At 57.3% G+C, this 25,377-nt stretch carries 23 protein-coding genes; 12 read left to right on the top strand and 11 right to left on the bottom strand.

Translation table 11 applies throughout. The features are described 5' to 3' along the window. The first annotated feature begins 53 nt into the window (after positions 1–53). The 8 genes from AC2FH9_RS07835 (at position 54) to AC2FH9_RS07800 (ending at position 7,838) form a co-directional block, all read left to right on the top strand. On the top strand, positions 54–422 hold the full coding sequence (locus tag AC2FH9_RS07835; RefSeq protein ID WP_142632819.1) for a MerR family transcriptional regulator: 369 nt from the start codon (positions 54–56) through the stop codon (positions 420–422). Positions 423–720: 298 nt separating this feature from the next. Then, complete coding sequence (locus AC2FH9_RS07830; protein WP_142632817.1) at positions 721–1,122, top strand: MerR family transcriptional regulator; 402 nt, start codon at positions 721–723, stop codon at positions 1,120–1,122. Positions 1,123–1,170: 48 nt separating this feature from the next. Next, positions 1,171–2,952, top strand: coding sequence for an acyl-CoA dehydrogenase C-terminal domain-containing protein (locus tag AC2FH9_RS07825; RefSeq protein WP_142632815.1), 1,782 nt, complete (start codon positions 1,171–1,173; stop codon positions 2,950–2,952). A 51-nt stretch (positions 2,953–3,003) separates the two neighbouring features. After that, the gene (locus AC2FH9_RS07820; RefSeq protein WP_496700623.1) at positions 3,004–3,216 is read left to right on the top strand and encodes a hypothetical protein; all 213 of its coding nucleotides are present in this window, start codon (positions 3,004–3,006) and stop codon (positions 3,214–3,216) included. Positions 3,217–3,295: 79 nt separating this feature from the next. Then, the gene (locus tag AC2FH9_RS07815) at positions 3,296–3,934 is read left to right on the top strand and encodes a glutathione S-transferase family protein (protein WP_281971801.1); all 639 of its coding nucleotides are present in this window, start codon (positions 3,296–3,298) and stop codon (positions 3,932–3,934) included. A 10-nt stretch (positions 3,935–3,944) separates the two neighbouring features. Continuing rightward, entirely contained in the window at positions 3,945–5,156 is a 1,212-nt protein-coding gene (locus tag AC2FH9_RS07810) for an acetyl-CoA C-acetyltransferase (protein WP_281971800.1), read from the top strand. After that, positions 5,156–5,644, top strand: a complete 489-nt coding sequence (locus tag AC2FH9_RS07805) for a cupin domain-containing protein (protein WP_281971799.1) — start codon at positions 5,156–5,158, stop codon at positions 5,642–5,644. Before AC2FH9_RS07810 ends, AC2FH9_RS07805 begins: the two co-directional genes overlap by 1 nt. Next, a complete protein-coding gene (locus AC2FH9_RS07800) occupies positions 5,637–7,838 on the top strand; it encodes a 3-hydroxyacyl-CoA dehydrogenase NAD-binding domain-containing protein (protein ID WP_496871183.1) in 2,202 nt (733 codons plus the stop codon). Before AC2FH9_RS07805 ends, AC2FH9_RS07800 begins: the two co-directional genes overlap by 8 nt. A 67-nt stretch (positions 7,839–7,905) precedes the next feature. On the opposite strand, the gene AC2FH9_RS07795 is transcribed toward AC2FH9_RS07800, so the two are convergent. The 3 genes from AC2FH9_RS07795 to AC2FH9_RS07785 all read right to left on the bottom strand — a co-directional run bounded on the left by AC2FH9_RS07795 (position 7,906) and on the right by AC2FH9_RS07785 (position 10,402). After that, complete coding sequence (locus AC2FH9_RS07795; protein WP_496871182.1) at positions 7,906–8,634, bottom strand: Hint domain-containing protein; 729 nt, start codon at positions 8,632–8,634, stop codon at positions 7,906–7,908. Between the two features lie 188 nt (positions 8,635–8,822). After that, the gene (locus tag AC2FH9_RS07790) at positions 8,823–9,470 is read right to left on the bottom strand and encodes a sulfotransferase family 2 domain-containing protein (RefSeq protein WP_496696042.1); all 648 of its coding nucleotides are present in this window, start codon (positions 9,468–9,470) and stop codon (positions 8,823–8,825) included. After that, positions 9,467–10,402 (bottom strand): DMT family transporter, encoded by a 936-nt coding sequence (locus AC2FH9_RS07785; RefSeq protein WP_496871181.1) that lies wholly within the window; start codon positions 10,400–10,402, stop codon positions 9,467–9,469. The genes AC2FH9_RS07790 and AC2FH9_RS07785 overlap by 4 nt, the downstream gene beginning before the upstream one ends. A 152-nt stretch (positions 10,403–10,554) precedes the next feature. On the opposite strand from AC2FH9_RS07785, the gene AC2FH9_RS07780 reads away from it, so the two are divergent. Beyond that, positions 10,555–11,568, top strand: a complete 1,014-nt coding sequence (locus AC2FH9_RS07780) for a hypothetical protein (protein WP_496692449.1) — start codon at positions 10,555–10,557, stop codon at positions 11,566–11,568. A gap of 6 nt (positions 11,569–11,574) precedes the next feature. Here the strand turns inward: AC2FH9_RS07780 and upp are convergent, their stop codons facing one another. From upp to AC2FH9_RS07745, 7 genes are all read right to left on the bottom strand, one after another. After that, the gene (gene upp, locus AC2FH9_RS07775) at positions 11,575–12,207 is read right to left on the bottom strand and encodes a uracil phosphoribosyltransferase (RefSeq protein WP_142632797.1); all 633 of its coding nucleotides are present in this window, start codon (positions 12,205–12,207) and stop codon (positions 11,575–11,577) included. Next, on the bottom strand, positions 12,204–13,190 hold the full coding sequence (locus AC2FH9_RS07770; RefSeq protein WP_496749432.1) for an adenosine deaminase: 987 nt from the start codon (positions 13,188–13,190) through the stop codon (positions 12,204–12,206). Before AC2FH9_RS07770 ends, upp begins: the two co-directional genes overlap by 4 nt. Further along, entirely contained in the window at positions 13,187–14,398 is a 1,212-nt protein-coding gene (locus tag AC2FH9_RS07765; RefSeq protein WP_496871180.1) for a phosphopentomutase, read from the bottom strand. Before AC2FH9_RS07765 ends, AC2FH9_RS07770 begins: the two co-directional genes overlap by 4 nt. Beyond that, on the bottom strand, positions 14,395–15,702 hold the full coding sequence (locus tag AC2FH9_RS07760; protein ID WP_496749688.1) for a thymidine phosphorylase: 1,308 nt from the start codon (positions 15,700–15,702) through the stop codon (positions 14,395–14,397). Before AC2FH9_RS07760 ends, AC2FH9_RS07765 begins: the two co-directional genes overlap by 4 nt. A gap of 4 nt (positions 15,703–15,706) precedes the next feature. After that, positions 15,707–16,099: a cytidine deaminase gene (locus AC2FH9_RS07755; protein WP_142632791.1), complete on the bottom strand. Its 393-nt coding sequence runs from the start codon at positions 16,097–16,099 to the stop codon at positions 15,707–15,709. A gap of 102 nt (positions 16,100–16,201) precedes the next feature. Further along, on the bottom strand, positions 16,202–17,293 hold the full coding sequence (locus AC2FH9_RS07750) for a cupin domain-containing protein (RefSeq protein WP_142632789.1): 1,092 nt from the start codon (positions 17,291–17,293) through the stop codon (positions 16,202–16,204). Then, on the bottom strand, positions 17,268–17,960 hold the full coding sequence (locus tag AC2FH9_RS07745) for a hypothetical protein (protein WP_496692455.1): 693 nt from the start codon (positions 17,958–17,960) through the stop codon (positions 17,268–17,270). The genes AC2FH9_RS07750 and AC2FH9_RS07745 overlap by 26 nt, the downstream gene beginning before the upstream one ends. A gap of 186 nt (positions 17,961–18,146) precedes the next feature. On the opposite strand from AC2FH9_RS07745, the gene AC2FH9_RS07740 reads away from it, so the two are divergent. From AC2FH9_RS07740 to AC2FH9_RS07730, 3 genes are all read left to right on the top strand, one after another. Further along, a complete protein-coding gene (locus AC2FH9_RS07740) occupies positions 18,147–20,420 on the top strand; it encodes an NADP-dependent malic enzyme (protein ID WP_496871179.1) in 2,274 nt (757 codons plus the stop codon). 265 nt (positions 20,421–20,685) lie between these two features. Next, positions 20,686–22,575, top strand: coding sequence for a propionate-CoA ligase PrpE (gene prpE, locus AC2FH9_RS07735; RefSeq protein WP_496749428.1), 1,890 nt, complete (start codon positions 20,686–20,688; stop codon positions 22,573–22,575). Positions 22,576–22,648: 73 nt separating this feature from the next. Further along, positions 22,649–24,091, top strand: coding sequence for an amidase family protein (locus tag AC2FH9_RS07730; RefSeq protein WP_496749427.1), 1,443 nt, complete (start codon positions 22,649–22,651; stop codon positions 24,089–24,091). Positions 24,092–24,349: 258 nt separating this feature from the next. Here AC2FH9_RS07730 and AC2FH9_RS07725 read toward each other — a convergent pair whose 3' ends face one another. Then, positions 24,350–25,111: an NAD kinase gene (locus tag AC2FH9_RS07725; protein WP_142632779.1), complete on the bottom strand. Its 762-nt coding sequence runs from the start codon at positions 25,109–25,111 to the stop codon at positions 24,350–24,352. Between the last annotated feature and the right edge of the window lie 266 nt (positions 25,112–25,377).

The following is a 25,377-nucleotide window of genomic DNA, read 5'->3' as shown; positions in this document are numbered from 1 at the left end:
GCCTGTTGCGCTTGAAGTCGCCACGTCCTACGCTGTTTCGAAGGAGACCAGGAATGCCCGACAACCGTTTGTCATTCAAAGAGATGTGCGCCGAGTTTGACGTGACTCCACGTACCCTGCGCTACTATGAATATATCGAACTTCTGCAGCCTGACCGCGAAGGCCGAACTCGCTTTTACGGGCCTAGGGAATGCGCTCGGATGACGCTGATCATGCGGGGACGGAAATACGGATTTCCACTGGAAGATATCCGCCAGTGGCTGCTGATCTACGAAGATCAGGGGAATCAGGCACAGATGAAGGCCTTCATCGAAATGGCCGAACATCAGCTTGTCGAACTGAACAATCAGAAAAAACAGTTGGATGAAGCCATAGATGCCTTGGAACAAATGCGTGACCAGACCGCGAAATTGTTAGACTAGGCATTGCTGCCCAGTTGATCGCGTTTACTATCGGATTTGCCAAAGCCAAAAACAGACCCTTCCTGGGCTCTTTTACCCTTTCAGCATGCTTTCCCGTGTTTGGAAAATTTCATCTGGAAGGTGATCTGACGTGACGTCCTGAAATTCCCTGCAGTAGAAACCTTGACGCGAACGGAAGTTACGTCAACTTATTTGTGACGCAGCGTTCGCGTTACGTGAACGGCATCTACGTGCTGTAAGACGCGCATCGACTGCGCAAATCAGCTTAACGAAGGCCAGTTACAAGAGTGCAGAAACCATGACCGAAGATCTGATGACCATTCGTGAAATGTGCGAGACCTATGATGTCACGCCGCGCACATTACGTTTTTACGAGGCAAAGGAACTTTTGTTTCCGATCCGCGAAGGGCAGAAACGACTGTTCACCAAAAGCGACCGGGCGCGTCTCAAGCTGATCCTGCGAGGCAAACGCTTTGGCTTCAGCCTGGAAGAAATTCGCCAGCTTCTTGATTTGTATCACGTAGGTGATCAGCAGGTTACACAGATGACCCGCACCTATGAGATCGCGTGCGAGCGGCTTGCCGATATGGAATCCCGGCGTGAAGAGCTGACCCAGGCCATTGACGATCTAAAAGAACAGTTGAGATGGGGCGAGAAAGTGATCGCCTCGATCAAGAGCGACAAAAAGGCCGCAGAATAACCCCGGCGGCACCCACCCACCGGACAAGCGAAACTAAGGAAGTTCCCAATGCCCGTATACAATGCACCAACCAAAGACATGCAGTTCGTATTGCACGAAGTGCTCAATGTATCGGGATCGGACATCCCGGGTTATAGCGAGCTTGAACCTGATTTTACCGGCGCTGTTCTAGAAGAAGCCGGTAAGGTGGCGACAAATGTTCTGCACCCGCTGAATACAATCGGTGATACCGAAGGATGTCGTTTGGAAAACGGTGTGGTATATACCCCTACTGGCTTTAAAGACGCATTCGGTCAGATGAAGGAAGGCGGCTGGACCGGCCTGGACATGCCCGAAGAATTCGGCGGCCAGAACATGCCTTATGTCATCGGCTCTGCCGTGGCCGAGATGTTTTCCGCCTCGAACCAGGCGTTCACCATGTATCAAGGTCTGACCCACGGCGCAGCCTCGGCCATTCTGGCGCACGGCACCCAAGAGCAGAAAGAAACCTATCTGCCGAACATGGTTAGCTGCGATTGGACCGGCACCATGAACCTGACCGAACCGCATTGCGGCACCGACCTGGGTCTGATGCGCACCAAGGCTGAACCGCAGGCGGATGGCTCCTACAAGATTTCCGGTCAGAAGATTTTTATCTCGGCTGGTGAACACGACATGGCCGACAACATCATTCACCTGGTGCTGGCCAAGATCGTGGGCGGCCCCGAAGGCATCAAGGGTGTATCCCTGTTCATCGTTCCTAAATTCATGGTGAACGAAGATGGCAGCCTGGGTGAACGCAACGGCGTATCGGTCGGCAACATCGAAGAAAAGATGGGCATCCACGGCAACTCGACCTGCGTCATGAACTATGACGAGGCAACCGGCTATCTTTTGGGCGAAGAGCATAAAGGCATGCGCGCGATGTTCACCATGATGAACGAAGCCCGTATGGGTGTAGCCATGCAGGGTCTGTCCCAGGCCGACGCGGCCTATCAGAACGCGGTGGAATACGCCAAAGACCGCCTGCAAGGCCGCGATGTGACCGGTGCGAAAAACCCGGACGGTCCAGCCGATCCGCTGATCGTGCATCCCGACATCCGCCGCAGCCTGATGGATCAGAAAAGCTTTACCGAGGGTGCCCGTGCCTTTGTTCTGTGGGGAGCGACCATGATCGACAAGGCCCACCGCTCTGGTGACGATGACGCCGATGGCCTGATCTCACTGCTGACGCCGGTCCTCAAAGGGTTCCTGACCGACGAAGGCTATGACATGACGGTCAAGGCCCAGCAAGTCTATGGCGGCCACGGCTACATCGAAGAATGGGGCATGTCGCAATATACCCGCGACGCCCGGATCGCGATGATCTACGAAGGCGCAAACGGCGTTCAGGCGCTTGACCTTGTGGGCCGTAAACTTGCCCAAGATGGCGGCAAACACGTCATGGCGTTTTTCGAAATGGTCAAAAACTTCTGCAAGGAAAACGCAGGTCAGAACGAAGCCTATGATACGGCGTTTATCGAACCGCTGAAAGCGGCCTCCAAGGATCTGCAGGCCGCTGCCATGTACTTTATGCAAAGCGGCACCAAGAACCCCAACCATGCGCTGGCTGGGTCGAATGACTTCATGCACATGTTCGGTCATGTCTGCCTGGGCCTGATGTGGGCACAGATGGCAAAAGCCTCTTATGCCGCACTTGAAGCCGGGACTTCGGACACCGAGTTCTACGAGACAAAGATTACCACCGGCCAGTTCTACATGGCGCGTCGCTTGCCAGCCACCAGTCTTCATCTGACACGCATCCAGAGCGGTGCGGATACTGTCATGGGCCTGGACGCGGCAAGCTTCTGATCTCTGACCGGCCCCAAACCATCTTGGGGCCGGCCATTCGAAAGGCTCGATATGCCAAAACGATTTCGCCTGACTCGCCGTTTCCCGGTCGCCATGACCGAAGACGGCTATCGCAGACTCAGAGGGTTCGCGCGCGAGGCTGGTCTGGACGAAGGTGAGGCACTGTCATTCCTGTTCGAGAACTTCAACAGCGTCATCGACGAAGAGAGCCTGACGCACCGTTTGCGTATCTTCAATTCCGAACTTGAAGAGCGCAAACGATAAGAAACCAGACCCGCCCGAAAAAGGGCGGGCTACATGATACAGCACATCGCACTGACTCATGTGCCAAGGGAGGCAAATGATGACCATCAAACTGCATTGTTTCGGCGTCAGCGGAAACTCGTACAAGGCGGCGCTGGCTCTGGAGTTATCAGGGTTAGAATGGGAAGCCGTCGAAGTCGACTTCTTCAAAGGAGTGACACGCACTCCCGAATTTCGTGCCACTATCAACGAAATGGGTGAAGCGCCCGTCATGATTGATGGCGACTTTCGCACCAGTCAGTCCGGGGCCATTCAGACTTATATAACTGAAAAAACAGGCATGTTCGGAGGAAAGACGCAGGAAGAGAAATACGAGGTACTGCGCTGGGTGCTGTGGGACAATCACAAACTCAGCTCGATGGCAGGCCTGACCCGTTTTTTGATCAACTTTCTGCCGGAAGAACATCGCAACCCAGATGTGATCGCATTCAACCAGGGTCGCCTGAAGGCTGCGTATCAAGTCCTGGATGCACATCTGAACGGTCGCGACTGGATCGTTGGGGACGGCGTAACCAATGCTGATCTCAGCTGCTGTGGCTATCTCTACTATCCTGAACCCTTCGGCTTTGACCGCACCGAATGGCCAAATATCGACGCCTGGCTGACACGCTTGTCCCAGCAGCCTGGCTGGAAACACCCCTACGACCTGATGCCCGGCTCTGTGCCGGATCGAGCTTAAGGAGAAAACTATGACCGACGCATATATCTATGACGCCCTGCGTACTCCGCGCGGCAAAGGCCGCAAGGATGGCAGCCTGCACGAGCTGACCTCGGCGCGCCTGTCCTCGCTGACATTGAACGCCGTAAAAGAGCGGAACAATCTAGAGGGCCACGCCGTAGAGGACGTCATCTGGGGCAACGTAACCCAGGTTATGGAACAGGGCGGCTGTCTGGCACGAACCGCAGTGCTGGGTTCTGATCTGGATGAATCGATCCCCGGGCTGGCGATCAACCGGTTCTGCGCGTCCGGCATGGAAGCCGTGAACCTGGCTGCTAACCAGGTCAAGGGCGGCGCAGGCGACGCATACATTGCAGGCGGTGTCGAGATGATGGGCCGCGTGCCTATGGGCAGCGATGGTGCCGCGATTGCGGTTGATCCCTCGCTGGCGATGAACACCTACTTTGTGCCGCAGGGTATTTCGGCTGACATCATTGCCACTGAATACGGTTTCTCTCGGGATCAGGCCGACCAATTGGCGATGGAATCGCAGCGCCGTGCAAAAGCTGCGTGGGACGACAACCGGTTCTCGAAATCGGTCATCACCGTTAAGGATCAGAACGGCCTGACCATTCTGGACCATGATGAATACATGCGCCCCGGCACGGACATGCAAAGCCTGGGTGGCTTGAACCCCGCATTCCAGATGATGGGCGAGCAAATGCCCGGCTTCGACAACGTCGCAAAGCTGAAATACCCGCATCTGGAAAAGATCAATCATATCCACCACGCGGGTAACAGCTCGGGCATCGTGGATGGTGCAGCGGCAGTTCTGATCGGCAACAAGGAATTCGGCGAGAAGTACGGCCTGAAGCCGCGCGCACGCATCAAGGCCACGGCCAAGATCGGCACCGACCCCACCATTATGCTGACCGGTCCGGTTCCGGTGACCGAGAAAATCCTCGCCGACAACGGCATGAAAATCAGCGATCTCGACCTGTTCGAAGTGAACGAAGCCTTTGCCTCGGTTGTTCTGCGCTTCCAGCAGGCATTCGATGTCGATCCGGCTTTGGTCAACGTCAATGGCGGCTCGATCGCAATGGGCCACCCGCTGGGCGCGACCGGCGCGATGATCATCGGCACCCTGCTGGATGAGCTTGAACGTCAGGACAAGGAAACCGGGCTGGCCACGCTTTGCATCGCATCCGGCATGGGTGCAGCAACGATCATCGAGCGCGTCTGATGCCAAAGCTGGATCTCTCTCAGATTCCGTTTCAGGGCGGCTCGGCCTATCCGGGCAAGCTGGCCGAGGCGACCGCAGGCCGTTTTGTTCAGCGCCTCGGTGATGCGGGCGGGCTGACCCAGTACGGGGTCAACATCGTACGGCTTGAACCGCAAGGCATGTCCTCGCTGCGCCACTACCATATGGAGCAGGACGAGTTTGCAATCATGCTAAGCGGCACCTGTACGCTGATCGACGACGATGGCGAGCATGAAATGCAGCCCGGCGATTGCGCCGTATGGCCCGCAGGTGAAGCCAACGGCCATCACCTTGTGAACAACACCGATGCGCCTGCGACCTTTCTGGTGGTGGGCACACGGACCCCGAACGAGACCGGCTATTACAGCGACTTAGACATGATGGTGAAGGATGATGAGAACGGATTCTCCTTCACCCGGAAAGATGGCAGCCCGCTAACGGCTGACCAGATTGGAGATGACAATGACTGATTTCACTCTGAGCAAAGACGCGGACGGCGTCGCCATTATCACCTGGGACGTCCTAGGAAAGTCCATGAACGTGATGTCTTTTGACGGCTTCGCACAGTTGAGCGATTGCATCGATCAGGCACTTGCCGATGACGAGATCAAAGGCATCGTTATCACCAGCGGGAAAGAAGGTTCGTTCGCCGGTGGCATGGACCTGAACCTGCTTGCGGTGATGAAAGAACAGGCGGGCGACAACCCCGCCAAGGGCCTGTTCGAAGGCACCATGAATATGCACGGCGTGCTGCGCAAGATCGAGCTGGCGGGCATGGACCCCAAGACCAAGAAAGGCGGCAAGCCGATTGCAACCGCCCTGCCCGGTACAGCCGCAGGCATTGGCATGGAACTACCGCTGTCGACGCACCGCATCTTTGCAGCCGAGAACCCAAAGGCGAAATACGGCCTGCCTGAAATCATGGTTGGCATCTTCCCCGGCGCTGGTGGCACCACCCGTATGGTCCGCAAGGTCGGTGCGATTGCAGCCGCTCCGCTGTTGCTGGAAGGCAAGATGCTGGACGTCAAAAAGGCGAAAAGTGCAGGCTACATCGATGAGATCGCCGAGGATCCAGTTGCCGCAGCAAAAGATTGGGTGCTGAACGCCAAAGATGCGGACATTGTGAAGCCTTGGGATGCCAAGGGTTACAAAATGCCCGGTGGCGCGCCTTACCACCCTGCCGGTTTCATGAATTTCGTCGGCGCCTCGGCTATGGTGAATAGCAAAACCCAGGGTGCGTTCCCTGCCGCCAAGGCGTTGCTAAGCGCTGTTTACGAAGGTGCACTGGTCGATTTCGACACCGCGCTAAAGATCGAAGCACGCTGGTTCACCTCGGTCCTGCTGAACCCGTCATCGGGTGCGATGATCCGCTCGCTGTTCCTGAACAAGGAAGCGCTGGAAAAAGGCGCTGTACGTCCTGCGGGCGTACCGGATCAATCGGTCAAGAAGATCGGTGTTCTGGGCGCAGGCATGATGGGTGCGGGTATCGCGCTGGTATCGGCGCAGGCCGGTATGGAAGTGGTTCTGGTCGACCGCGATCAGGAAGCCGCAGACAAAGGCAAAGCCTATACCGAAACATATCTGGACAAGGGTATGAAGCGCGGCAAGGTTACGGCTGAAAAGAAAGAGGCCATGCTGGGCCGCATCACCGCGACCCCTGACCTTGATCATCTGAAGGGCTGTGACCTGATCATCGAAGCCGTCTTCGAAGACATGGGCGTCAAGGCCGAGATGACCAAAAAGGTCGAGGCGATCATCCCCGAGGACTGCATCTTTGCCTCGAACACCTCGACCCTGCCGATCAGCGACCTGGCCAAAGCGTCTGTGCGCGCGGATCAGTTCATCGGCATCCACTTCTTCTCGCCCGTCGAAAAGATGTTCCTGGTCGAGATCATCAAAGGCAAGGAAACCGGTGATCGCGCGGTGGCCAAGGCGCTGGACTATGTGCGCCAGATCCGCAAGACGCCGATCGTGGTCAACGATGCCCGCTTCTTCTACGCCAACCGCTGCATCATTCCCTACATCAATGAAGGTGCCCGGATGGTGACCGAAGGCGTCAGCCCGGTTCTGATCGACAACGCGGCACGCCAGTTGGGCTTCCCTGTCGGGCCTATCCAGCTGACTGATGAGACCTCGATTGATCTGGGTGCCAAGATCGCACGCGCGACCAAGGCCGCGATGGGCAACGAATATCCTGAAAGCCCGTCCGATAATCTGATCTTCTGGATGGAAGAACAGGGCCGTCTGGGCCGCAAGGCAAACGCGGGCTTCTTCGACTATGACGAAAAAGGCAAGCGCGTCGAATATTGGAAGGGTCTGCAGGACAAGTATCCGCTGGCAGAGGATCAGCCCGACCTGATCGAAGTGCAGGAACGCCTGATGTTCGCTCAGGTTCTGGAGGCCGTCCGCGCATTGGAAGAAGGCGTTCTGGAAGACATCCGCGAGGGTGACGTCGGCGCAATCTTGGGCTGGGGCTTTGCACCTTGGTCAGGTGGCCCACTGAGCTGGCTGGACATCATCGGCACCCCTTATGCGGCCGAGCGCTGCGATCAGTTGACCGCACAATATGGGGAACGGTTTACCTGCCCGCCGCTGCTGCGTGAGATGGCAGATAAAGGCCAAAGCTTCTACGGGCGTTTCAACCCCGAAGCCAAGGCTGCCTAAACAGTTGGTGCTGGCGTAAGATACCTTACGCCAGCACCCTGCTTATCGTGTTTGGTTGGTCTGCCGTTCAGATCACTGGGAGAGGCCGGCCCGGACGACCCGGGCGACGCGCACCCCTGCTGGGTCTCAAAGGGACAACTTGTTCCAGTGAGATGGGTGCAGGCAGCGCACCCAACGGGTTGGCAAGGGCTGCCACGCGGCCCTCGGTTCGTATATTTTCGACCAATTCCGCCGCTGTTTCGCTTTCGGCAATTTGATAGCCCGCACTTGTGCCGCTGTGGCCGCCGAAACGCCCTGACGGGCAGAAGGCGCGCATGCCGCCTTCCATATAGACCACTTCATCCTCGTCAAAGAACAGTGCGCTGACATCGAATGATGATGCCGGGACGTCCGACTTGATGCGGAACAAACCGCTCAACTTTCGTGCTGCCACAACAGTCAGATCTGCGGTGCCATGCTCCAATGCTATACCCTGTTCAGGCATGATCCAAATCGTACCTGGGCTGTCGACGGCACTTGGGGGTACGCGGACTGGCAAATAGTCGATCCGACTTTCTTCAGTAGGAACCGAAATCGTATCGACAGAAATGCGCCTTACTACCTTAAAGCCGTTCTCGACTGTCCGGATCAGATCACCAGGCTGAATGTCTTCAATCGGCGTCCAGCCGTCGACAGTTGCAACCCTGGTCCCGTGGATCAAGCCGCCACGGCGCGCGTTCAGTTCTACTCTGGTTTCGAATTGTGTCCGGCTTTCCGGAACATCTGAAATACCCATGTCACTCACTACTTCAAACACGTGCCTCCCCCCCTGCTGGCACCAAAAAACAATAGATATTCATTAGCATCCAAACCGATCACGCGTCCAAATTTTGACACATTTGAGCCTGATTTGGGTCCCAAACCCCGTTGGATAACGCTAAAAACGGAACAACGATCTGTAATCGCCCGGTATTAAGTCCGGCAGGGAAACGATATTTCTGTCATCTAATCAAAAGAGTATCCGAATCTGTCTATATCTTCAGCGCAAGCCTCGGCGATGGCCTCCTGTGATGCGGCTGAATAATAGCTGCGGTAGTCTTGTGACCGCTCTGATCGGTTCAAATGCGGCAGCGTGATCCGAAACCCCAAATGGTCGAACAGAGGCTCTGCCCCCTGATCAAAGGCTTCGAGCCTGATGAAATGCTGGCATTGTTCAATACCATCGGCTCGCGTCACGTAGTGCCGCGCCGGATGCTGACGGAGCGACTGTTGCGTCGCGGGATGGCAGACAAATCCTTCAAACGAATGGGCGCGGGCCAGCGCGATTGCGGGATGATCAAAGCCTTGCACCTTGAGCCAGTGATAATAGCTGACAAGCCGATCCCAAGGATTTCGGACCAGAGTAAAGACTGTCATCCCCGAAAAGTCATCCGGTGAAAGAACACCTTCGATATCGGCGAGGGTTGAATGTTTCCAAAGGCGGCCGCGCGCCGATAGCTGTTTGATCCGCCTATTGCGTTTCTTTGCCTTGGGCGTATCTCCCAGCAAAATATCATCCTTCATCGCGCGCTGTTCCAAAGCCAGCGACAAAGATGTCCCTCCAGTTTTGGGAATGTGGACGAAGATATAAGAGCGACCGCGCGAAATGATCACGATGCGGACTCTGTAGCGGCGGGACGCGTGGACCGCCAGGCCAGCAGAACTCCGGCCGTTGCGATCAGGCATATGCCGAGGATCTGCAGAACACCGATATTCTGCCCAAAGACCCTCCAGGCGAACAAGGGTCCAAATATCATCACCGAATATTCAAACACCGCCACATAAGAGGTCTCACCGATCTGATAGGATTTGATCAGCATGAATACCGCAATCGTCGACCCTATTGCCTGAACTATAATCCAAGGAATTGCCGGTCCCATTTGCCAGACCCAGCCACGGGTGACGAAGCCCTCCGGCCCAGCGACCGGAACCCCCGGAAACAAGGATAACACGATCAGCCCTACCGCTCCGGCCACTCCCAAGGTTGTCACCATAGCCGCCAGCAATGCCGTTGTGCTTTCCTGCGCGCAGTGGCTTCGGGTGATGACTGAACTGAACGCGTAGAACAGCCCTCCGGCGACCGGCAACAGCGTTTTTGCATCAAACTCGCCGGGATTCGGCTGCAACACGCACAAAATCCCGGCAAACCCTACTGCAACGGCCAGAATACGCCATGGGCCTATCCGTTGCTTCATGGCGACGGTTGTAATCAACAGCACAAAGATCGGCGACGTGAACAAACCCGCCAACGCCTGAGCAATCGGCATCAGCGCAAGCGAGGCAAAATAGAACAACATGGCCAATGTGATGAGAACACTACGCAGGATCACGGGGCCAAGCCTAATCGGGCGCAAGCGGCCCAGCCCAAGCAGTGACAGGCCCATTATCAGCGGTAGCATGAGCAGAGCCCGGCTGAAATGGAACTGCCACAGACCGATCGTTTCGGCCACCAAGATGACCACATTATCAATCACGCCGATGATTGCCATTGCACTGACCATCAGCACCGAGGCCAAAACCGGTGAAGTCTGGGTGTCCGCCTGCATCATTTTCCCCGCGGCATGATGGAGAGCGGTAACAGAATATTCCGCTCGTCTAGGTATCCAGCACATTTCCTGAACATCGCGCAACAGGTTTGCGCCGGTTGAATTTAGCGTGTTAAGCTGGCTCCAATTAAGAACGAGCAGACATCACCCCGATGACGGCACTGAAACAGTTCCAGCGGATCGAAGCCACCGGTCTGTGGCGCCCCTCGCCCGATGTTCAGCGGCGCGAGGTTGTTGTGTCGATTGGCGAAGCGACTCTGACGATATCAGATTTCAACGACCGGGCACTGACGCATTGGTCGCTGGCTGCGTTAGAGCGCCAGAACCCCGGTGTTTTCCCTGCGATTTACCACCCGGATGGCGACCCGCAAGAGACGTTGGAACTGGCCCAATCCGAAACCACGATGATCGAAGCCATTGACCGTCTACAGCGTGCCATCGACTGGTCACGCCCCCACCCCGGGCGTTTGCGGTGGTTCAGCGTGGCCGGGGTTGTGGCTGCTGTGGCCGCGCTCATGCTGTTGTGGTTACCGTCAGCGTTACAAAACCATGTCGTATCCGTCGTTCCCGAAATCAAACGTATCGACATCGGTGACACAATCCTGAGGCGCATCGAAAGAGTGTCAGGCCGCGCCTGCGTGTCCGAGGGCACTCAGGAAGCACTGGATCATCTGGCGGCAAGAACGGGCGTGCGCGCAATCGTTATCCTACCCGCCGGAGTACAGACCAGCCTGACCCTGCCGGGTGGAATTGTCCTGTTGAACCGATCTCTGGTCGAAGATCACGAGGACCCCTCGGTCGTGGCCGGGTACATCCTTGCGGAACGTGCACGTGTGCAGGCACAGGACCCACTGGATGATCTGCTGGACCGTACTGGCATCAGATCTGCGTTCCGCCTGCTGACAACCGGTGAGCTGACACCTCAGATTGTCGACAGTTATACCGAAGAAGTTCTATCAGAACCCCGTCCGGCTGTACCCGACGAGAACCTGCTGGAAATTTTTGCCGAGGCAGCTTTGCCCTCAGTCCCCTTTGCTTATGCGACGGACGTCACAGGTGAAACCGTGCTGGGCCTGATCGAGGCCGACCCGATGGCGGGCCAGCCCCTGCAACAGATACTGCCAGATCGCGAATGGGTCCGGCTGCAGAATATCTGCGGCGGATAAGCCCGCTTACTTGGTCCCGAACATCCTGTCACCCGCATCGCCCAGACCTGGCATGATATAGCCCTTCGAATTCAGCTCGCGGTCCAGTGCCGCGGTGACAATGTGAACATCCGGGTGCGCCTCTTTCATGCGGGCAACACCTTCGGGGGCGGCCAACAGGCAGAGGAAACGGATATCCGTCGCACCAGCCTCTTTCAGCAAATCAATCGCAGCGGCCGAACTGTTGCCGGTTGCCAGCATCGGGTCGACAGCAATGACCAAACGGTCCTTCAGCCCCTCGGGCGCTTTGAAGTAATATTGGACGGGCTTCAAAGTCTCTTCATCGCGGTACAGGCCAACAAAGCCAACACGGGCCGAGGGGATCAGTTCCAAAACGCCGTCCAGCATTCCGTTACCGGCGCGCAGGATAGAAACCAGCGCTAGTTTCTTACCTGCCAGGATGGGGGCGTCCATCTCTTCCATCGGGGTTTCAATGTGCCGGGTGGTCAATGGCATTTCGCGCGTGATCTCATAGGCCAGAAGCAAGGTGATCTCACGCAGCAACTGACGGAATTCGGCGGTCGAAGTGCCCTTGTCCCGCATGAGCGTCAATTTGTGCTGCACCAACGGGTGGTCGACGACGGTCAGGTGTTCGCTCATGATATCTCCAGTCTTTTCTTGACCCGCGCACGGGTCGCTTCATCGCAAAAAGCCGCATTCAGGGCAGTTTCGTTCACAGCGGCAAAATCCTCGACCTCCCATCCAAAGGCCTTGGCCAACATCTCATATTCACGCCGCATTGTGGTATGGAAAAACGGCGGATCGTCGGTGGACACGGTGACCTGGACACCTGCCTCGCGCAACTTGGAAATCGGATGGCTGGCAAAGTCGGGAAACAGGCCCAGAACCACGTTCGAGCCCGGGCAAACCTCGAGCGTCACACCACGATCAACGATCTCATGCACAAGGTCGGGATCTTCGATCGCACGCACGCCATGGCCGATGCGTTCAACTCCCAGATCACGGATCGCATCGCGGACACTATCCGGCCCGCCGAACTCTCCGGCATGGGTGGTCAGGCGTAGTCCAGCCTCGCGCGCGCAGTCAAACGCCCACTTATAGTCGCCCTGAACCCCCATGGATTCATTGCCCCCCATACCGAACCCAGTAATCCAGTCGCCCGCTGTTTCAGCGGCACAATATGCACTGAGCTTGGCCTGATCGGGTCCGAAATGCCGGACACAGGTCACCACGCCGCGCAGAGTGATATCGTATTTCCGCTCGGCTTCATCAGCGGCATCCTGAATGGCACTTAGATAGTCGCGCCAGGCCACCAAATCGCCACCGCCACAGAAATCGGGGCTCAGAAAGCTTTCCGAATACACCACCCCGTTCGCCGCGCTTTCTTCAAGAATAGCCAACGTCAGACGGCGGAAATCCTCGGGCGATTTCAGCACTTCACAGGCGGCCTCATATACGCTGAGGAAATGGGCGAAATCCCGGAAATCATATGACCCATCAGGTTTGAAAATCCCGCTGAGGTCGATGCGCTTTTCATGCGCCAGCTGACGGATGAAGGCAGGCGGCGCGGCACCTTCGTGATGCAAGTGCAGTTCGATCTTGGGTAGGTCAGCGACAGTCATAGAAAGCTCCGCCCCGGCCCTTGTGCCGGGATATTCAGGTGATGTGCGATACTGGCGGCAATGTCGGCGAATTTGACCTGACCGATCTGCCCCGCCCCCAGCCCTGCAATCAGGACAGGTACTTGCTCACGCGTGTGGTCGGTGCCGATCCAGCTTGGGTCGTTGCCGTGATCAGCGGTCAACAACATCAGGTCATCGGGGCGCAACCGGGTCAGAATTGCACCTATCTCTTGGTCAAACCATTCCAGCGCGCGGGCATAGCCGCTGATGTCGCGCCGATGGCCATAGAGACTGTCGAACTCGACAAAATTAGCGAATGTCAGGCTGCCCTCTTCGGCCTCATCGACCAGATCGGACAGATGACCCATCAAGTCAGCATCCGACCCTTTGCGCAGTGTGTCGATCCCCTGCATGGAAAAGATATCGCCGATCTTGCCCACTGCATGAACACGGCGGCCCACATCCTGACACCAATTCGTCAGCACCGGAGCGGGCGGCACGATGGCAAAATCCTTGCGGTTGGTCGTGCGGGTGAACCCCTGTTCGGGCGAGCCGACAAAGGGCCGTGCGATCACACGCCCCACTTTCATCTGGTGCAAACGTGGGGCCAGCGCGCGGCAGAGGTCAAGCAGACGGTCTAGGCCGAAACTTTCTTCATGAGCGGCGATCTGAAAGACACTGTCGGCCGAGGTATAGCAGATCGGCCAACCGGTTCGCATATGCTCGGCCCCCAATTCGGCGATGATCGTGGTGCCCGAGGCGTGGCAATCCCCTAAAATCCCTTCGGTTCCGGCGGCCTTGGCTGCGGCCTTGCTCAGATCAGCCGGAAATGATGGTGTTGTATTGGGAAAGTAATGCCAGTCCCACGGCACAGGCAGCCCTGCTAGCTCCCAATGCCCCGATGGCGTGTCCTTGCCCGGTGAATCCTCACAGGCGCAGCCCCACAGACCTGTCGGCTGGGCCAGCAAACCCGGCGTTTCCGCACCCGAGGCCAGCCGTGCCGCAGCACCCAACCCCAGCGCATCCAAATGCGGTAGATGCAAAGGCCCGGATCGCCCCTCTTCCGCCTGGCCTTGTGCACAAGCCTGCGCGATATGGGCCAGAGTGTTTGCCCCAGTATCCGGCATGTCGCCATTAAAGAACTGATCAGCATCGGGCGCGCCGCCGATACCCACAGAATCCATCACCACAAGGAAGGCGCGGCTCATGGCGTGATCCTCTCGTGGACAAGGGATGGCACCACTGGTTTACCCGTTCCAAGCGTGATCGCCTTTTGAACAGCATCAGCCGCACGTCGCGCGGCATCCTCGCGGGCGGCATGGACGACAGCCAATGGAACGCCTTTTTCGACCCGGTCGCCCAGTCGCACCAGATCTGACAGCCCGACCGCAGGGTCGATCACATCGCTTTCAACCTGACGTCCGCCACCCAATTCGACAACCGCAAGGCCCAGAGCCTCTCCGTCTATCGTGGTTACATAGCCCGCAGCGGGAGCGGACACTTCGAGGATCACGCTGGCTTCGGGCAAATAGCGCGACCAATCGTCGACAAAGTGAATGGGTGCCCCAACTGCGGCCATCATGCGGCCAAACCGTTCTGCGGCACGGCCATCGCGGATGACCTTGGCGATTTTGTCCCGGCCTTCTTCCGAAGTGGCAAACATACCGGCGTCAGCCAACAGAACCCCACCCAGTTCGGCAGAGATCACAGCCAACGGCGCGTCAGGCGCTTGGGTCAATACCTTCATGACCTCATCCACCTCAAGTGCATTGCCCAGCGCAGAGGCAAGCGGCTGGTTCATATCGGTTATGACTGCCGAGGTCCGACACCCTGCAGCGTTGGCGGTTTCCGTCAGCGCCCGTGCCAGATTGCGCCCGTCATCAAGGGTTTTCATAAAGGCCCCACTGCCAACCTTAACGTCCAGCACCAGCGCATCCGGGCTGGCCGCAAGCTTTTTCGACAGGATCGACGCGGTGATCAGGTCGAGGCTTTCAACTGTCGCCGTGACATCCCGAATGGCGTAAAGCCGTTTGTCCGCCGGCGCTATTTGCCCGGTGGCCCCGACGATGGCTGCTCCCGTTTCGTTCAGCACCTGCACCAGCCGGTCCTGGCTGATCTGGGTGGTCACACCGGGGATGGATTCGAGCTTGTCCAGCGTGCCGCCCGTATGTCCCAGTCCCCGGCCAGAAATCATTGGCACATAGGCCCCAAGCTCGGCCAGTGCGGGGGCCAGTACCAGGCTGACGCTGTCGCCCACACCCCCGGTCGAGTGTTTGTCGATTACCGGACCTTCCACATCCCAGTTCAGGACATCGCCGCTGTCGCGCATCGCAATGGTCAGATCGGCACGGCCCTGCGCACCCAACCCACCCATGCAAACCGCCATCGCAAAGGCCCCTGCCTGCGCGTCACTGACCCCACCATCGGCAAGCCTCTGGGCAAACCAGTGCAGTTCCTCGGCGGAGGGTATATCCTTGCGGCGCAACTTTGCGATGATCGAGCGGGCGTCCATGGGGTCAGACATCCTCCATATGCGAGGCGTCAAATGCGCCTGGCAGCAGATCCCCGATAGTGGTTTTCAACTCCGCCCCGTCCAAGCTGGCCAATACCACCTTGACGTCACGCTTGCCGAACTCGGCCAGTTTCTGGCGGCACCCCCCGCACGGCGGTACTGGCTGAGGAGACGACGCGACCACGTAAACCTCGGTCAGTTCCTGCTCGCCAGCAGCGACCATGGCGGCAATGGCTCCGGCCTCGGCGCAAGTGCCTTCGGGATAGGCCACGTTTTCCACATTGCAACCGGAGTAGATCTGCCCCGACAGGGACCGGATCGCCGCGCCGACCTTGAAATTGGAATAAGGCGCATAGGCGTTTTCCCGCACGGACAAGGCTGCGTCTTTCAAGCTCATGGCGATTCCCCATTTTTTGATCATCTGGTCAGAAAGTCATACCCTAAATGAAAGCCCCCGGGGAATTGAAGCCCCGAGCGCAGAATTCCTGAGCCAAAATGCTTAATCCAGAACCGTATTGAACACGCCAGGCAGCGTGACCTCAAGCAGTTCAACATCATCGGTCGGATCAGACAGGCGTGTCCGCATGCCCGGTGGAATGACAAAGGCATCACCTTGTTCCAGCCGATACGGGTCGCGCCCCTCGCCTTCGAGCGTCAACTCACCGTTCATAACGAAGGTGAAATGAATATCGGTATCATGTGTAGCCCAGGCGGTGTCACCCTGCCCCCGACGCACCACCTGAACGCCTGCGACACCCATCGTGTTCTGGGCAATCGTGGTGTCGCGACAGATGTAGCCCGGCAAACGGAACGGCCCCCATTCTGCCCCCTCGGCCCGGTTGTAGACAAAGCGCTGGCCCTGCCATTCGCGATCCGGGCGGTATTGCGGGGTCGGCAACTGCATTTCGTGGTCGATTTCGGTGACATGTTCGGCAGGAACACCAATTTCGATCACCTGCACATTGTCCGATGCTTCCAACACACGATGACGGATTTCGGGCGGCTGGATAAAGCAATCACCGGCGGTCAGGCGCATCTTGTCGCCCTGATCCTCGTAAACCACATCGACCCAGCCATGGATGCAGAAAATCAACTGAAACCCGACCTTGTGGAAATGCACCATGTCCGGAACCGGACCGCCATCGGGAATGCGGATATGGCTGGCAATGATCGACCCGCCCAAGCGATCGGGTACCAGATCGCGATAATGCATTCCGGCGCGCCCGATGACCCACGGGGCCTGATCCTTGAGTCTGCGCACGACAAAGGAATGCACGGTATCCGGCATCACCATCGGCGGGTTCAGTTCATCAATTTCGACACGCGTCCCGTTCGGCGCGACCAAACTGCGCTGGCCAGCCGCAAACTCATCCGGATTTTCGGTCAGAATGCGCAACATTCCGGGCGCCTCGGGTGCATCCTGTTCGATCCGCAATCGCAATCCATGCCCGGAGAACACGGCGACCCGAGGGTCATCAGCAGGATAGATCATATCCATCCGCATCCCCAGTACCTTGGTAAAAAACGGGATGTCGTCACGTAATTCCTGCGTCGGCAGACGAATCTCAGCTTTGGTCTGATTGCTGGTCATTCAAGTTCTCTTCGGTCGTGGCTTTGGGCCATCCGATCAGAACAGAAGCCAAAATGCCAATCGAAAAGAACATCTCAAGCGTTTCTTCCAACACAAACAAACGCATGATCATCTGGTCCGACAGGTCGTCTTTCAGTGCACCACTGACTTCTTCCAACCCCTGCGCAACCACCGCACACATACCGGCCAGAAAGAACACCATTAGAAACGGGACCCGTTGCTTGAACGCACGCCACCCGTTTGGCACCCCGTGCCAGAGCAAGCCTCCCAGAACCAAAACAGCCAGGATGACGCGAACCGCGTTCATATCAAGCAGCGTGTCCAGCCCATTCAGAATCCCATATGGCAGGCTATCTACGGCATAGATATCCGCAGCAAGTTCGCGCTCTGCCAGCAGCAAACAGACGAGACCGATATAGAGACGGGAAATCCCGCGATACCGGAAAAGCGCAATACCCCCGGCCAGAACAAGTGCCGCGGCCGAAATGGATTCGAACGGGCCGCCCTCATGGCTGAGGGACATCGCCTGCACCGGCCAGATACAGAGGACCACCAAGATCAGCAACGCAACACCAATCGCTGCACGAAACAGCGGCTGGTCCAGCCCAAAGGACCGCTTGGTATCGGTTGTGACGGGTATCGACTGAGATTGTTTTTCCGGGGTCATCTTGGGCCTTCGATCTCCTGTGGAAGCGGTGCCGAATATGAAGATGCGAGACCGTAACCATATTGGAACAAAATTCAACCTACGGCCGTGTTTGGCAAAAATCCATTTATGAAGTGACGTCACGTAGCCAAGGCGCCAGAAATAGTTTAACCCTTCAACCAAATTCGGAACGGAGATGAATTGCCTATGTCTGACACTCCCAACCTGCGACAGGCCGCGCTTGATTATCACGCTCACCCAAAGCCTGGAAAGCTCGAAATCAGGGCTACGAAACCCATGGCCAACGGTCGGGATCTGGCGCGCGCATACTCGCCTGGCGTCGCCGAGGCCAGCCTGGAAATCAAGGCCGACCCATCCAACGCCGAGCTTTACACTGCGCGGGGCAATCTTGTTGGCGTGGTCTCGAACGGAACAGCAGTGCTGGGCCTGGGCAATATAGGCGCTCTGGCTTCCAAGCCGGTGATGGAAGGCAAAGCGGTTCTGTTCAAGAAATTCGCAGGGATCGACTGTTTCGACATCGAGGTTGACCAATCCGACCCCGAAAAGCTGGCCGATATCGTTTGCGCGCTGGAACCCACGTTCGGTGCGATCAACCTTGAAGACATCAAGGCACCCGATTGTTTTATTGTCGAAAAACTGTGCCGCGAGCGGATGAACATCCCCGTTTTTCACGATGACCAGCACGGCACCGCAATCGTCGTGGGCGCCGCTGCCAAGAACGCGCTGTACGTTGCCGGGAAAAAGTTCGAAGATATCAAAATCGTCTCGACCGGCGGAGGCGCGGCTGGGATCGCCTGCCTGAATATGCTGGTGAAGCTGGGTGTGAAACGCGAAAACATCTGGCTGTGTGACATTCACGGGCTTGTCTATGAAGGGCGAGCCGAGGACATGAACCCGCACAAGAGCCAATTCGCGCAAAAGACTGATCTGCGCACGCTGGATGACGTGATCGGGGATGCCGATCTGTTTCTGGGGCTTAGCGGACCGAATGTCCTGAAACCCGAAATGGTCGCGAAAATGGCCAACAGACCAATCATCTTCGCGCTGGCCAACCCGACGCCCGAGATTCTGCCGGACGCAGCTCGCGAAGTGGCCCCCGATGCGATAATCGCAACGGGTCGCAGTGATTTTCCCAATCAGGTGAACAACGTTCTGTGCTTTCCTTTCATCTTCCGGGGCGCCCTGGATGTTGGTGCGACCGAAATTAACGACGCTATGCAGATCGCCTGCGTAGATGGTATCGCTGATATGGCCCGGGCAACGACCAGTGCAGAAGCCGCCGCCGCCTATAAGGGCGAGCAACTGACATTCGGACCTGACTATCTGATCCCAAAACCTTTTGACCCGCGCCTCGTCGCTGTTGTGTCCTCGTCAGTGGCCCGGGCGGCTATGGACAGTGGCGTTGCCAGGCGTCCGATTCCAGATATGGAGGCCTATAAAGAGCGCCTGAACCAGACGGTTTTCAAATCCGCCCTGATCATGCGCCCGGTTTTCGAGGCCGCAGCAGCTGCGTCGCGCCGAATAGTATTTGCCGAGGGCGAGGACGAACGTGTGCTGCGCGCCGCTCAGGCCATTCTGGAAGAAACCACGGAAACACCGATCCTGATCGGACGTCCCGAAGTCATCGAAGCGCGATGCGAGCGCCTGGGCCTGACAGTGCGTCCCGGCGAGGATTTTCAGATCGTGAACCCGGAACATGACAGTCGCTACTATGATTACTGGACCTCATATCACCAGATCATGCAGCGCCGCGGTGTCACCCCTGATCTGGCCAAGGCCATTATGCGCACAAACAGCACAGCCATTGGGGCGATCATGGTCCAACGTGGCGAGGCCGACAGCCTGATCTGCGGAACCTTTGGCGAATACCGCTGGCACCTAAGCTATGTCGAACAGGTGTTGGCCAATGGCGACCTGCGCGCGCATGGCGCTTTGTCTCTGATGGTTCTTGAGGACGGCCCCTTGTTCATTGCCGATACACATGTGCGGCAATTACCAACGCCTGCAGAGCTTGCCGAAACCACCCTGGGCGCGGCCCGTCATGTCCGGCGTTTCGGGTTGGAGCCAAAAATCGCGTTCTGTTCGCAATCTCAATTCGGCAATCAGGCCGAAGGCTCGGGCAAGCGCCTGCGGGCCGCTTTGGAGATTCTGGACTCGGAGCCACGCGATTTCACATATGAGGGTGAGATGAATCTGGACGTAGCGCTTGACCCGGAACTGCGGTCGCGCATTTTCCCGCATTCACGTCTAGAAGGTGTCGCCAACGTCCTGATATTTGCCCACGCAGATGCCGCCAGCGGTGTGCGCAACATCCTGAAGATGAAGGCCAACGCGCTGGAAGTTGGCCCGATCCTGATGGGTATGGGCAACAAGGCACATATCGTGACCCCCTCGATCACCGCACGCGGGTTACTGAACATGGCGGCGATCGCAGGAACGCCTGTCGCTCATTACGGGTAGAAGGTCACGGATCCCCTCCGGGCACCGAAACAGGTGCCCGGAGTGATTCCTTCATATTTGCACCAATACATTTGCAGTTTTGCAAAACTGTGAATTCGGCGCGCAAAATCCATAAATTGCCGACAGATTTGCAAAAATTTGCAGGGAAATTCTTATACATCTGCAAATATTTTGCGATAAAGTGACGCCCCGTCACTTCGACCGCTTGTCTGCCCCCTATACCCCGCCCTAGACACGGTGCAGGGATTTTTCGGAGGAGACCAAAGTGGCATATCAGGACGTTTACCAGAGCTGGAAATCCGATCCAGAGGCATTCTGGATGGAAGCTGCAAAAGGAATTGATTGGGTTCGGCCACCCAGCAAGGCTTTGTTTGACGACAATGCTCCTCTTTATGAATGGTTCTGTGATGCCAGGGTCAACACCTGCTGGAATGCAGTTGATCGCCATGTCGAGAATGGTCGCGGTGAACAGACGGCCATCATCTATGACAGCCCAATCACCCACACCAAGCGCGAGATCTCATATGTCGAACTGCGCAATCGGGTCGCTACTTTGGCCGGGGCATTGCGGGCAAAAGGTGTCGAAAAGGGCGACAGGGTTATCATCTATATGCCGATGATCCCCGAAGCGCTTGAGGCGATGTTGGCCTGTGCCCGGCTGGGTGCGGTGCACTCGGTTGTGTTTGGTGGCTTTGCAAGCAACGAATTGGCGGTCCGTATTGATGACGCCAAACCAAAAGCAATCATCGCCGCTTCTTGCGGGATGGAGCCGGGCCGTGTGGTGCATTATAAACCGCTGCTTGACGGTGCCATCGAACTTGCCAGCCACAAGCCCGATTTCTGCGTGATATTCCAGCGCGAACAAGAGGTTGCGCATTTGATCGAGGGGCGTGATTTCAACTGGCACGGGTTCCAGTACGGTGTTGAGCCTGCGGAATGTGTTCCTGTCGATGGCAATGATCCAGCTTATATCCTGTATACATCGGGCACGACCGGAGCGCCCAAAGGGGTCGTACGGCCGACGGCCGGCCATCTGGTCGCCCTGAACTGGACGATGAAGAACATCTATAACGTGGATCCCGGCGACGTGTTCTGGGCGGCTTCTGATGTCGGCTGGGTCGTTGGCCACTCATATATCTGCTACGCGCCGCTGATCCACGGCAACACCACGATAGTGTTCGAGGGCAAGCCGGTTGGAACCCCGGACGCGGGCACCTTCTGGCGGGTGATATCCGAGCATAATGTTCGCAGTTTCTTCACTGCTCCCACCGCAATCCGCGCGGTCAAACGTGAAGATCCCAAGGGGGAATTAATCCCTGAATACGACCTCTCCTGCCTGCGAGCCCTGTTTCTGGCCGGAGAGCGGGCAGATCCCGACACGATCGAATGGGCCAAAGACGCGCTGAACGTTCCGGTCATCGACCATTGGTGGCAAACCGAAACCGGTTGGACCATCGCGGGCAATCCGCTGGGGATTGAAGAGCTGCCAACCAAGCTGGGCTCACCTGCCAAGCCGATGCCCGGCTACGACGTGCAGATTCTGGACGAAGGCGGCCACCCGATGAGACCCGGAGAGCTGGGCGCGATTGCGGTAAAGCTGCCCCTGCCCCCCGGCACTCTGCCAACGCTGTGGAACGCCGAAGACCGGTTCAAAAGCTCGTACCTGAATCACTTTCCCGGATATTATGAAACCGGTGATGCGGGCATGGTTGATGAGGACGGGTACCTCTACATCATGGCGCGCACCGATGACGTGATCAACGTCGCCGGCCACCGCCTGTCCACCGGCGGAATGGAAGAGGTTCTGGCCGCGCACCCTGACGTTGCCGAATGCGCCGTGATCGGCGTGTCGGACCAGTTGAAAGGCCAGATGCCGGTTGGTTTCCTGTGTCTGAACGCGGGCTGTGATCGTGACCACGGTGACGTCGTTCAGGATGTCGTCAAGCTGGTGCGCGAAAAGATCGGACCGGTCGCTGCTTTCAAACTGGCCGTGGTTGTGGACCGGCTGCCCAAAACGCGGTCGGGCAAAATATTGCGCGGGACCATGGTCTCGATTGCGGATGGCAAGGAATACAAGATGCCCGCCACTATCGACGATCCGGTGATTCTGGACGAAATCACCGAAGCCCTGAAATCCATAGGCTACGCCCAGTAGAATATCGGCACAGTTGCCGCCTCTTGCAACCTGACACTGGGCCTCTACTGTCTGACCAAGACAGTGAGGCCCCATGACAGTGACCGACATCTGGCGTCTGAGCGCCACCGATCTGACCGCGTTGACCCGCAACCGTAAACTCAGCGCGGAAGAGGCCGTAAAAGCCGCAATCGAGCGGATGCATCAGGTCAACCCTTCGTTGAATGCGGTTGTTGAAGATCTGAGCCTGCAGGCGCTGGACCGTGCGCGATATCTGGACAAGGCGGTCGGTGGCGGAGAGCAGCCCGGCCCCCTGCATGGTGTGCCGGTCACCATCAAGATCAACGTCGATCAAAAAGGACATGCGACCTCGAATGGGGTCGTTGCCCTGAAAGACGTGATCGCCCCGGATGATGCGCCGGTTGTTTCCAACCTGCAAAAGGCGGGCGCCATCGTCATCGGTCGCACCAACACGCCCGAATTTTCATTCCGTGCTGACACAGATAACGAACTGCATGGCCGCACGTATAACCCCTGGGGGCGTCATATCTCGCCCGGGGGATCTTCTGGTGGCGCGGGCGCGGCTGTGATGGCTGGGATCGGTGCGCTGGCCCATGGCAACGATATAGGGGGCAGTCTGCGATTTCCAGCCGCCGCCAATGGGGCGGTCACCGTCAAACCGGGTCTGGGTCGTGTTCCGGCGTGGAATCCCAGCCAATCGGCAGAACGGGGCATATTGGCACAATCGATGTCGGTGCAGGGTCTGATCACGCGCTCCGCAGCGGACCTGCACCTGTCCATGCCCAGCTTGATCGCGCCCGATCCGCGCGATCCGTTTCACGTGCCGATGCCGTGGCGGGGTGAGGACCAAACCGGCCCGATCAAGGTCGCCTTCACCAAGCAGACCTTTGGATACGATTTGCATCCCGAAGTCGACAAGGCTCTGGATACTGCATGCGATGCATTGATCGATGCAGGCTATGTAGTGGAAGAGGTCGCACCACCCGATATCTTTGAAGCTGGTCGTGGTGGGTACCGCGCCCTGATGGGTGAAGTTCTGACCTTGTTGAAAGCCGATATCGAGGCTGCGGGATCAAAAACAATCCGCGACATATTCGAGGTCTACTTTCAGGAATTCCCACCCATAGTTGGCACAGACCTTATCGAAATGCTGGCCAAGCGCAGCCACTATGCGCGCGAGTGGTCTCTGTTCATGCAAAACTATCCTCTGGTCCTGTCACCATTCCTGCCACAGCCGTTCTTCAAACCGGACCGAGACACCGAGGGCGCCGAGGGCGTGCATGAAGTATTGGGCTGTGCGGTCTATTCCTATGCGATGAACTTCATCGGCCTGCCCGCGGCATGTGTTCCGGCGCGGCTGGCCGAGCTGCCGCATGGGCCGCAGCCGATCAACATCCAGATCGCAGCCCGCAGATGGCGCGAGGATATGGTCGTAGACGCCGCCGCGGCAATAGAAGACCGGGTAGGGCAAATGTGCCTGCCATTGTGGAAGAAAATGGGACGTCCTTCTAAATAGACGTTGTCCAAAAAAATTGACCCCGGGGTTTTGTACCCGGGGTCCGCTTTCTAAAATATGCCTAGAAATCCGATAACGAGCGTAGCACCACCTACCCTCGCCCGCACATAAACTGCACGTTCATTTCGAAACCGCCGTTGATGGCCACTCACTTCCACCATGGCGTGTTCTCCAGGCAAATTCACAGTACCTTAATGTTAATCGGATTAGTGTGAACTGGTTCACACAAGCGCGATTAATTCATACTTGGCCTTTCATTTAGGTGAACTGCTCCGAAATCAGACGCTCTTCCAGGCCGTGGCCCGGGTCGAACAGGATACGGTGCCGTATCGCCGGTTCAGATCGAATTTCGACCCAATCAATATCCGGAAATGAATTTGAATCCGCATCCGCCATGACCGGCCGCTTATCCGCATCCAACACATCGAAGCGCACCTGGGCGATTTTGGGCAGCAGCGCCCCCCGCCAGCGTCGCGGACGAAAGGCAGCAATCGCTGTCAGGGCTAGAACATCCGATCCAATCGGCAGGATTGGCCCATGCGCGGAATAGTTATAAGCCGTCGATCCTGCTGGCGTTGACAGCAAAGCGCCATCGCAAACCAATTCATCCATGCGCACGCGACCGTCCACACTGATCCTCAGCCGCGCCGCCTGAGGGCCTGCCCTTAGCAAAGAGACCTCATTGATGGCTAGCGCCTCATGAATCTTGCCGGACTGATCCATCGCGCGCATTGCCAGCGGGTTGATGACCTCTTCTTCAGCGGCGGAAAGACGGTCCATCAGGTCTTCTTCGTGGAACTCGTTCATCAGGAACCCGATTGTTCCACGATTCATGCCATATACGGGCGTATCGAGGTGCTGCATGTTGTGCAAAGTGTGCAGCATAAAGCCGTCCCCACCCAGCGCGACAATTACACCGGCATCACGCGGCGCCGCATTGCCATAGCGCCTGACCAATTTGTCGCGTGCGGTTTGAGCCACCTTGGCGTCGCTGGCAAGAAAAGCGATTCTTTGAATCATCTATTGTGGTTTCCAGTGCTGCACATTTGGTTCCGAAACAATCATACCTTTCCCCTATAGACCAGACTTGACGCCACCGCTGGCCAAATCGTCGCTTTAAGCCTTTTGCCGATGTCCCGTTTCCGATAGGAAATCCGCAAGAAATCCCAGCATTGTGGAGCCCCCATGAACGCCAATCTACGTGATACCGGTTTTTTCACCCAGTCTCTCTCAGCGCGCGACCCAGAGCTGTTCGGCTCGATCACGTCCGAGCTGGGCCGTCAGCG

The organism is Ruegeria sp. CDSC081, assembly GCF_059610485.1.
This window is presented reverse-complemented; position numbering and strand designations above follow the sequence as displayed.

Excerpts from the sequence above, each read along its gene's own strand:
- AC2FH9_RS07835 (WP_142632819.1), top strand. The coding sequence starts at position 54 with ATGCCCGACAACCGTTTGTCATTCAAAGAGATGTGCGCCGAGTTTGAC.
- AC2FH9_RS07830 (WP_142632817.1), top strand. The coding sequence starts at position 721 with ATGACCGAAGATCTGATGACCATTCGTGAAATGTGCGAGACCTATGAT.
- AC2FH9_RS07825 (WP_142632815.1), top strand. The coding sequence starts at position 1,171 with ATGCCCGTATACAATGCACCAACCAAAGACATGCAGTTCGTATTGCAC.
- AC2FH9_RS07820 (WP_496700623.1), top strand. The coding sequence starts at position 3,004 with ATGCCAAAACGATTTCGCCTGACTCGCCGTTTCCCGGTCGCCATGACC.
- AC2FH9_RS07815 (WP_281971801.1), top strand. The coding sequence starts at position 3,296 with ATGACCATCAAACTGCATTGTTTCGGCGTCAGCGGAAACTCGTACAAG.
- AC2FH9_RS07810 (WP_281971800.1), top strand. The coding sequence starts at position 3,945 with ATGACCGACGCATATATCTATGACGCCCTGCGTACTCCGCGCGGCAAA.
- AC2FH9_RS07805 (WP_281971799.1), top strand. The coding sequence starts at position 5,156 with ATGCCAAAGCTGGATCTCTCTCAGATTCCGTTTCAGGGCGGCTCGGCC.
- AC2FH9_RS07800 (WP_496871183.1), top strand. The coding sequence starts at position 5,637 with ATGACTGATTTCACTCTGAGCAAAGACGCGGACGGCGTCGCCATTATC.
- AC2FH9_RS07785 (WP_496871181.1), bottom strand. The coding sequence starts at position 10,402 with ATGCAGGCGGACACCCAGACTTCACCGGTTTTGGCCTCGGTGCTGATG.
- AC2FH9_RS07780 (WP_496692449.1), top strand. The coding sequence starts at position 10,555 with ATGACGGCACTGAAACAGTTCCAGCGGATCGAAGCCACCGGTCTGTGG.
- upp (WP_142632797.1), bottom strand. The coding sequence starts at position 12,207 with ATGAGCGAACACCTGACCGTCGTCGACCACCCGTTGGTGCAGCACAAA.
- AC2FH9_RS07770 (WP_496749432.1), bottom strand. The coding sequence starts at position 13,190 with ATGACTGTCGCTGACCTACCCAAGATCGAACTGCACTTGCATCACGAA.
- AC2FH9_RS07765 (WP_496871180.1), bottom strand. The coding sequence starts at position 14,398 with ATGAGCCGCGCCTTCCTTGTGGTGATGGATTCTGTGGGTATCGGCGGC.
- AC2FH9_RS07760 (WP_496749688.1), bottom strand. The coding sequence starts at position 15,702 with ATGGACGCCCGCTCGATCATCGCAAAGTTGCGCCGCAAGGATATACCC.
- AC2FH9_RS07755 (WP_142632791.1), bottom strand. The coding sequence starts at position 16,099 with ATGAGCTTGAAAGACGCAGCCTTGTCCGTGCGGGAAAACGCCTATGCG.
- AC2FH9_RS07750 (WP_142632789.1), bottom strand. The coding sequence starts at position 17,293 with ATGACCAGCAATCAGACCAAAGCTGAGATTCGTCTGCCGACGCAGGAA.
- AC2FH9_RS07745 (WP_496692455.1), bottom strand. The coding sequence starts at position 17,960 with ATGACCCCGGAAAAACAATCTCAGTCGATACCCGTCACAACCGATACC.
- AC2FH9_RS07740 (WP_496871179.1), top strand. The coding sequence starts at position 18,147 with ATGTCTGACACTCCCAACCTGCGACAGGCCGCGCTTGATTATCACGCT.
- AC2FH9_RS07730 (WP_496749427.1), top strand. The coding sequence starts at position 22,649 with ATGACAGTGACCGACATCTGGCGTCTGAGCGCCACCGATCTGACCGCG.
- AC2FH9_RS07725 (WP_142632779.1), bottom strand. The coding sequence starts at position 25,111 with ATGATTCAAAGAATCGCTTTTCTTGCCAGCGACGCCAAGGTGGCTCAA.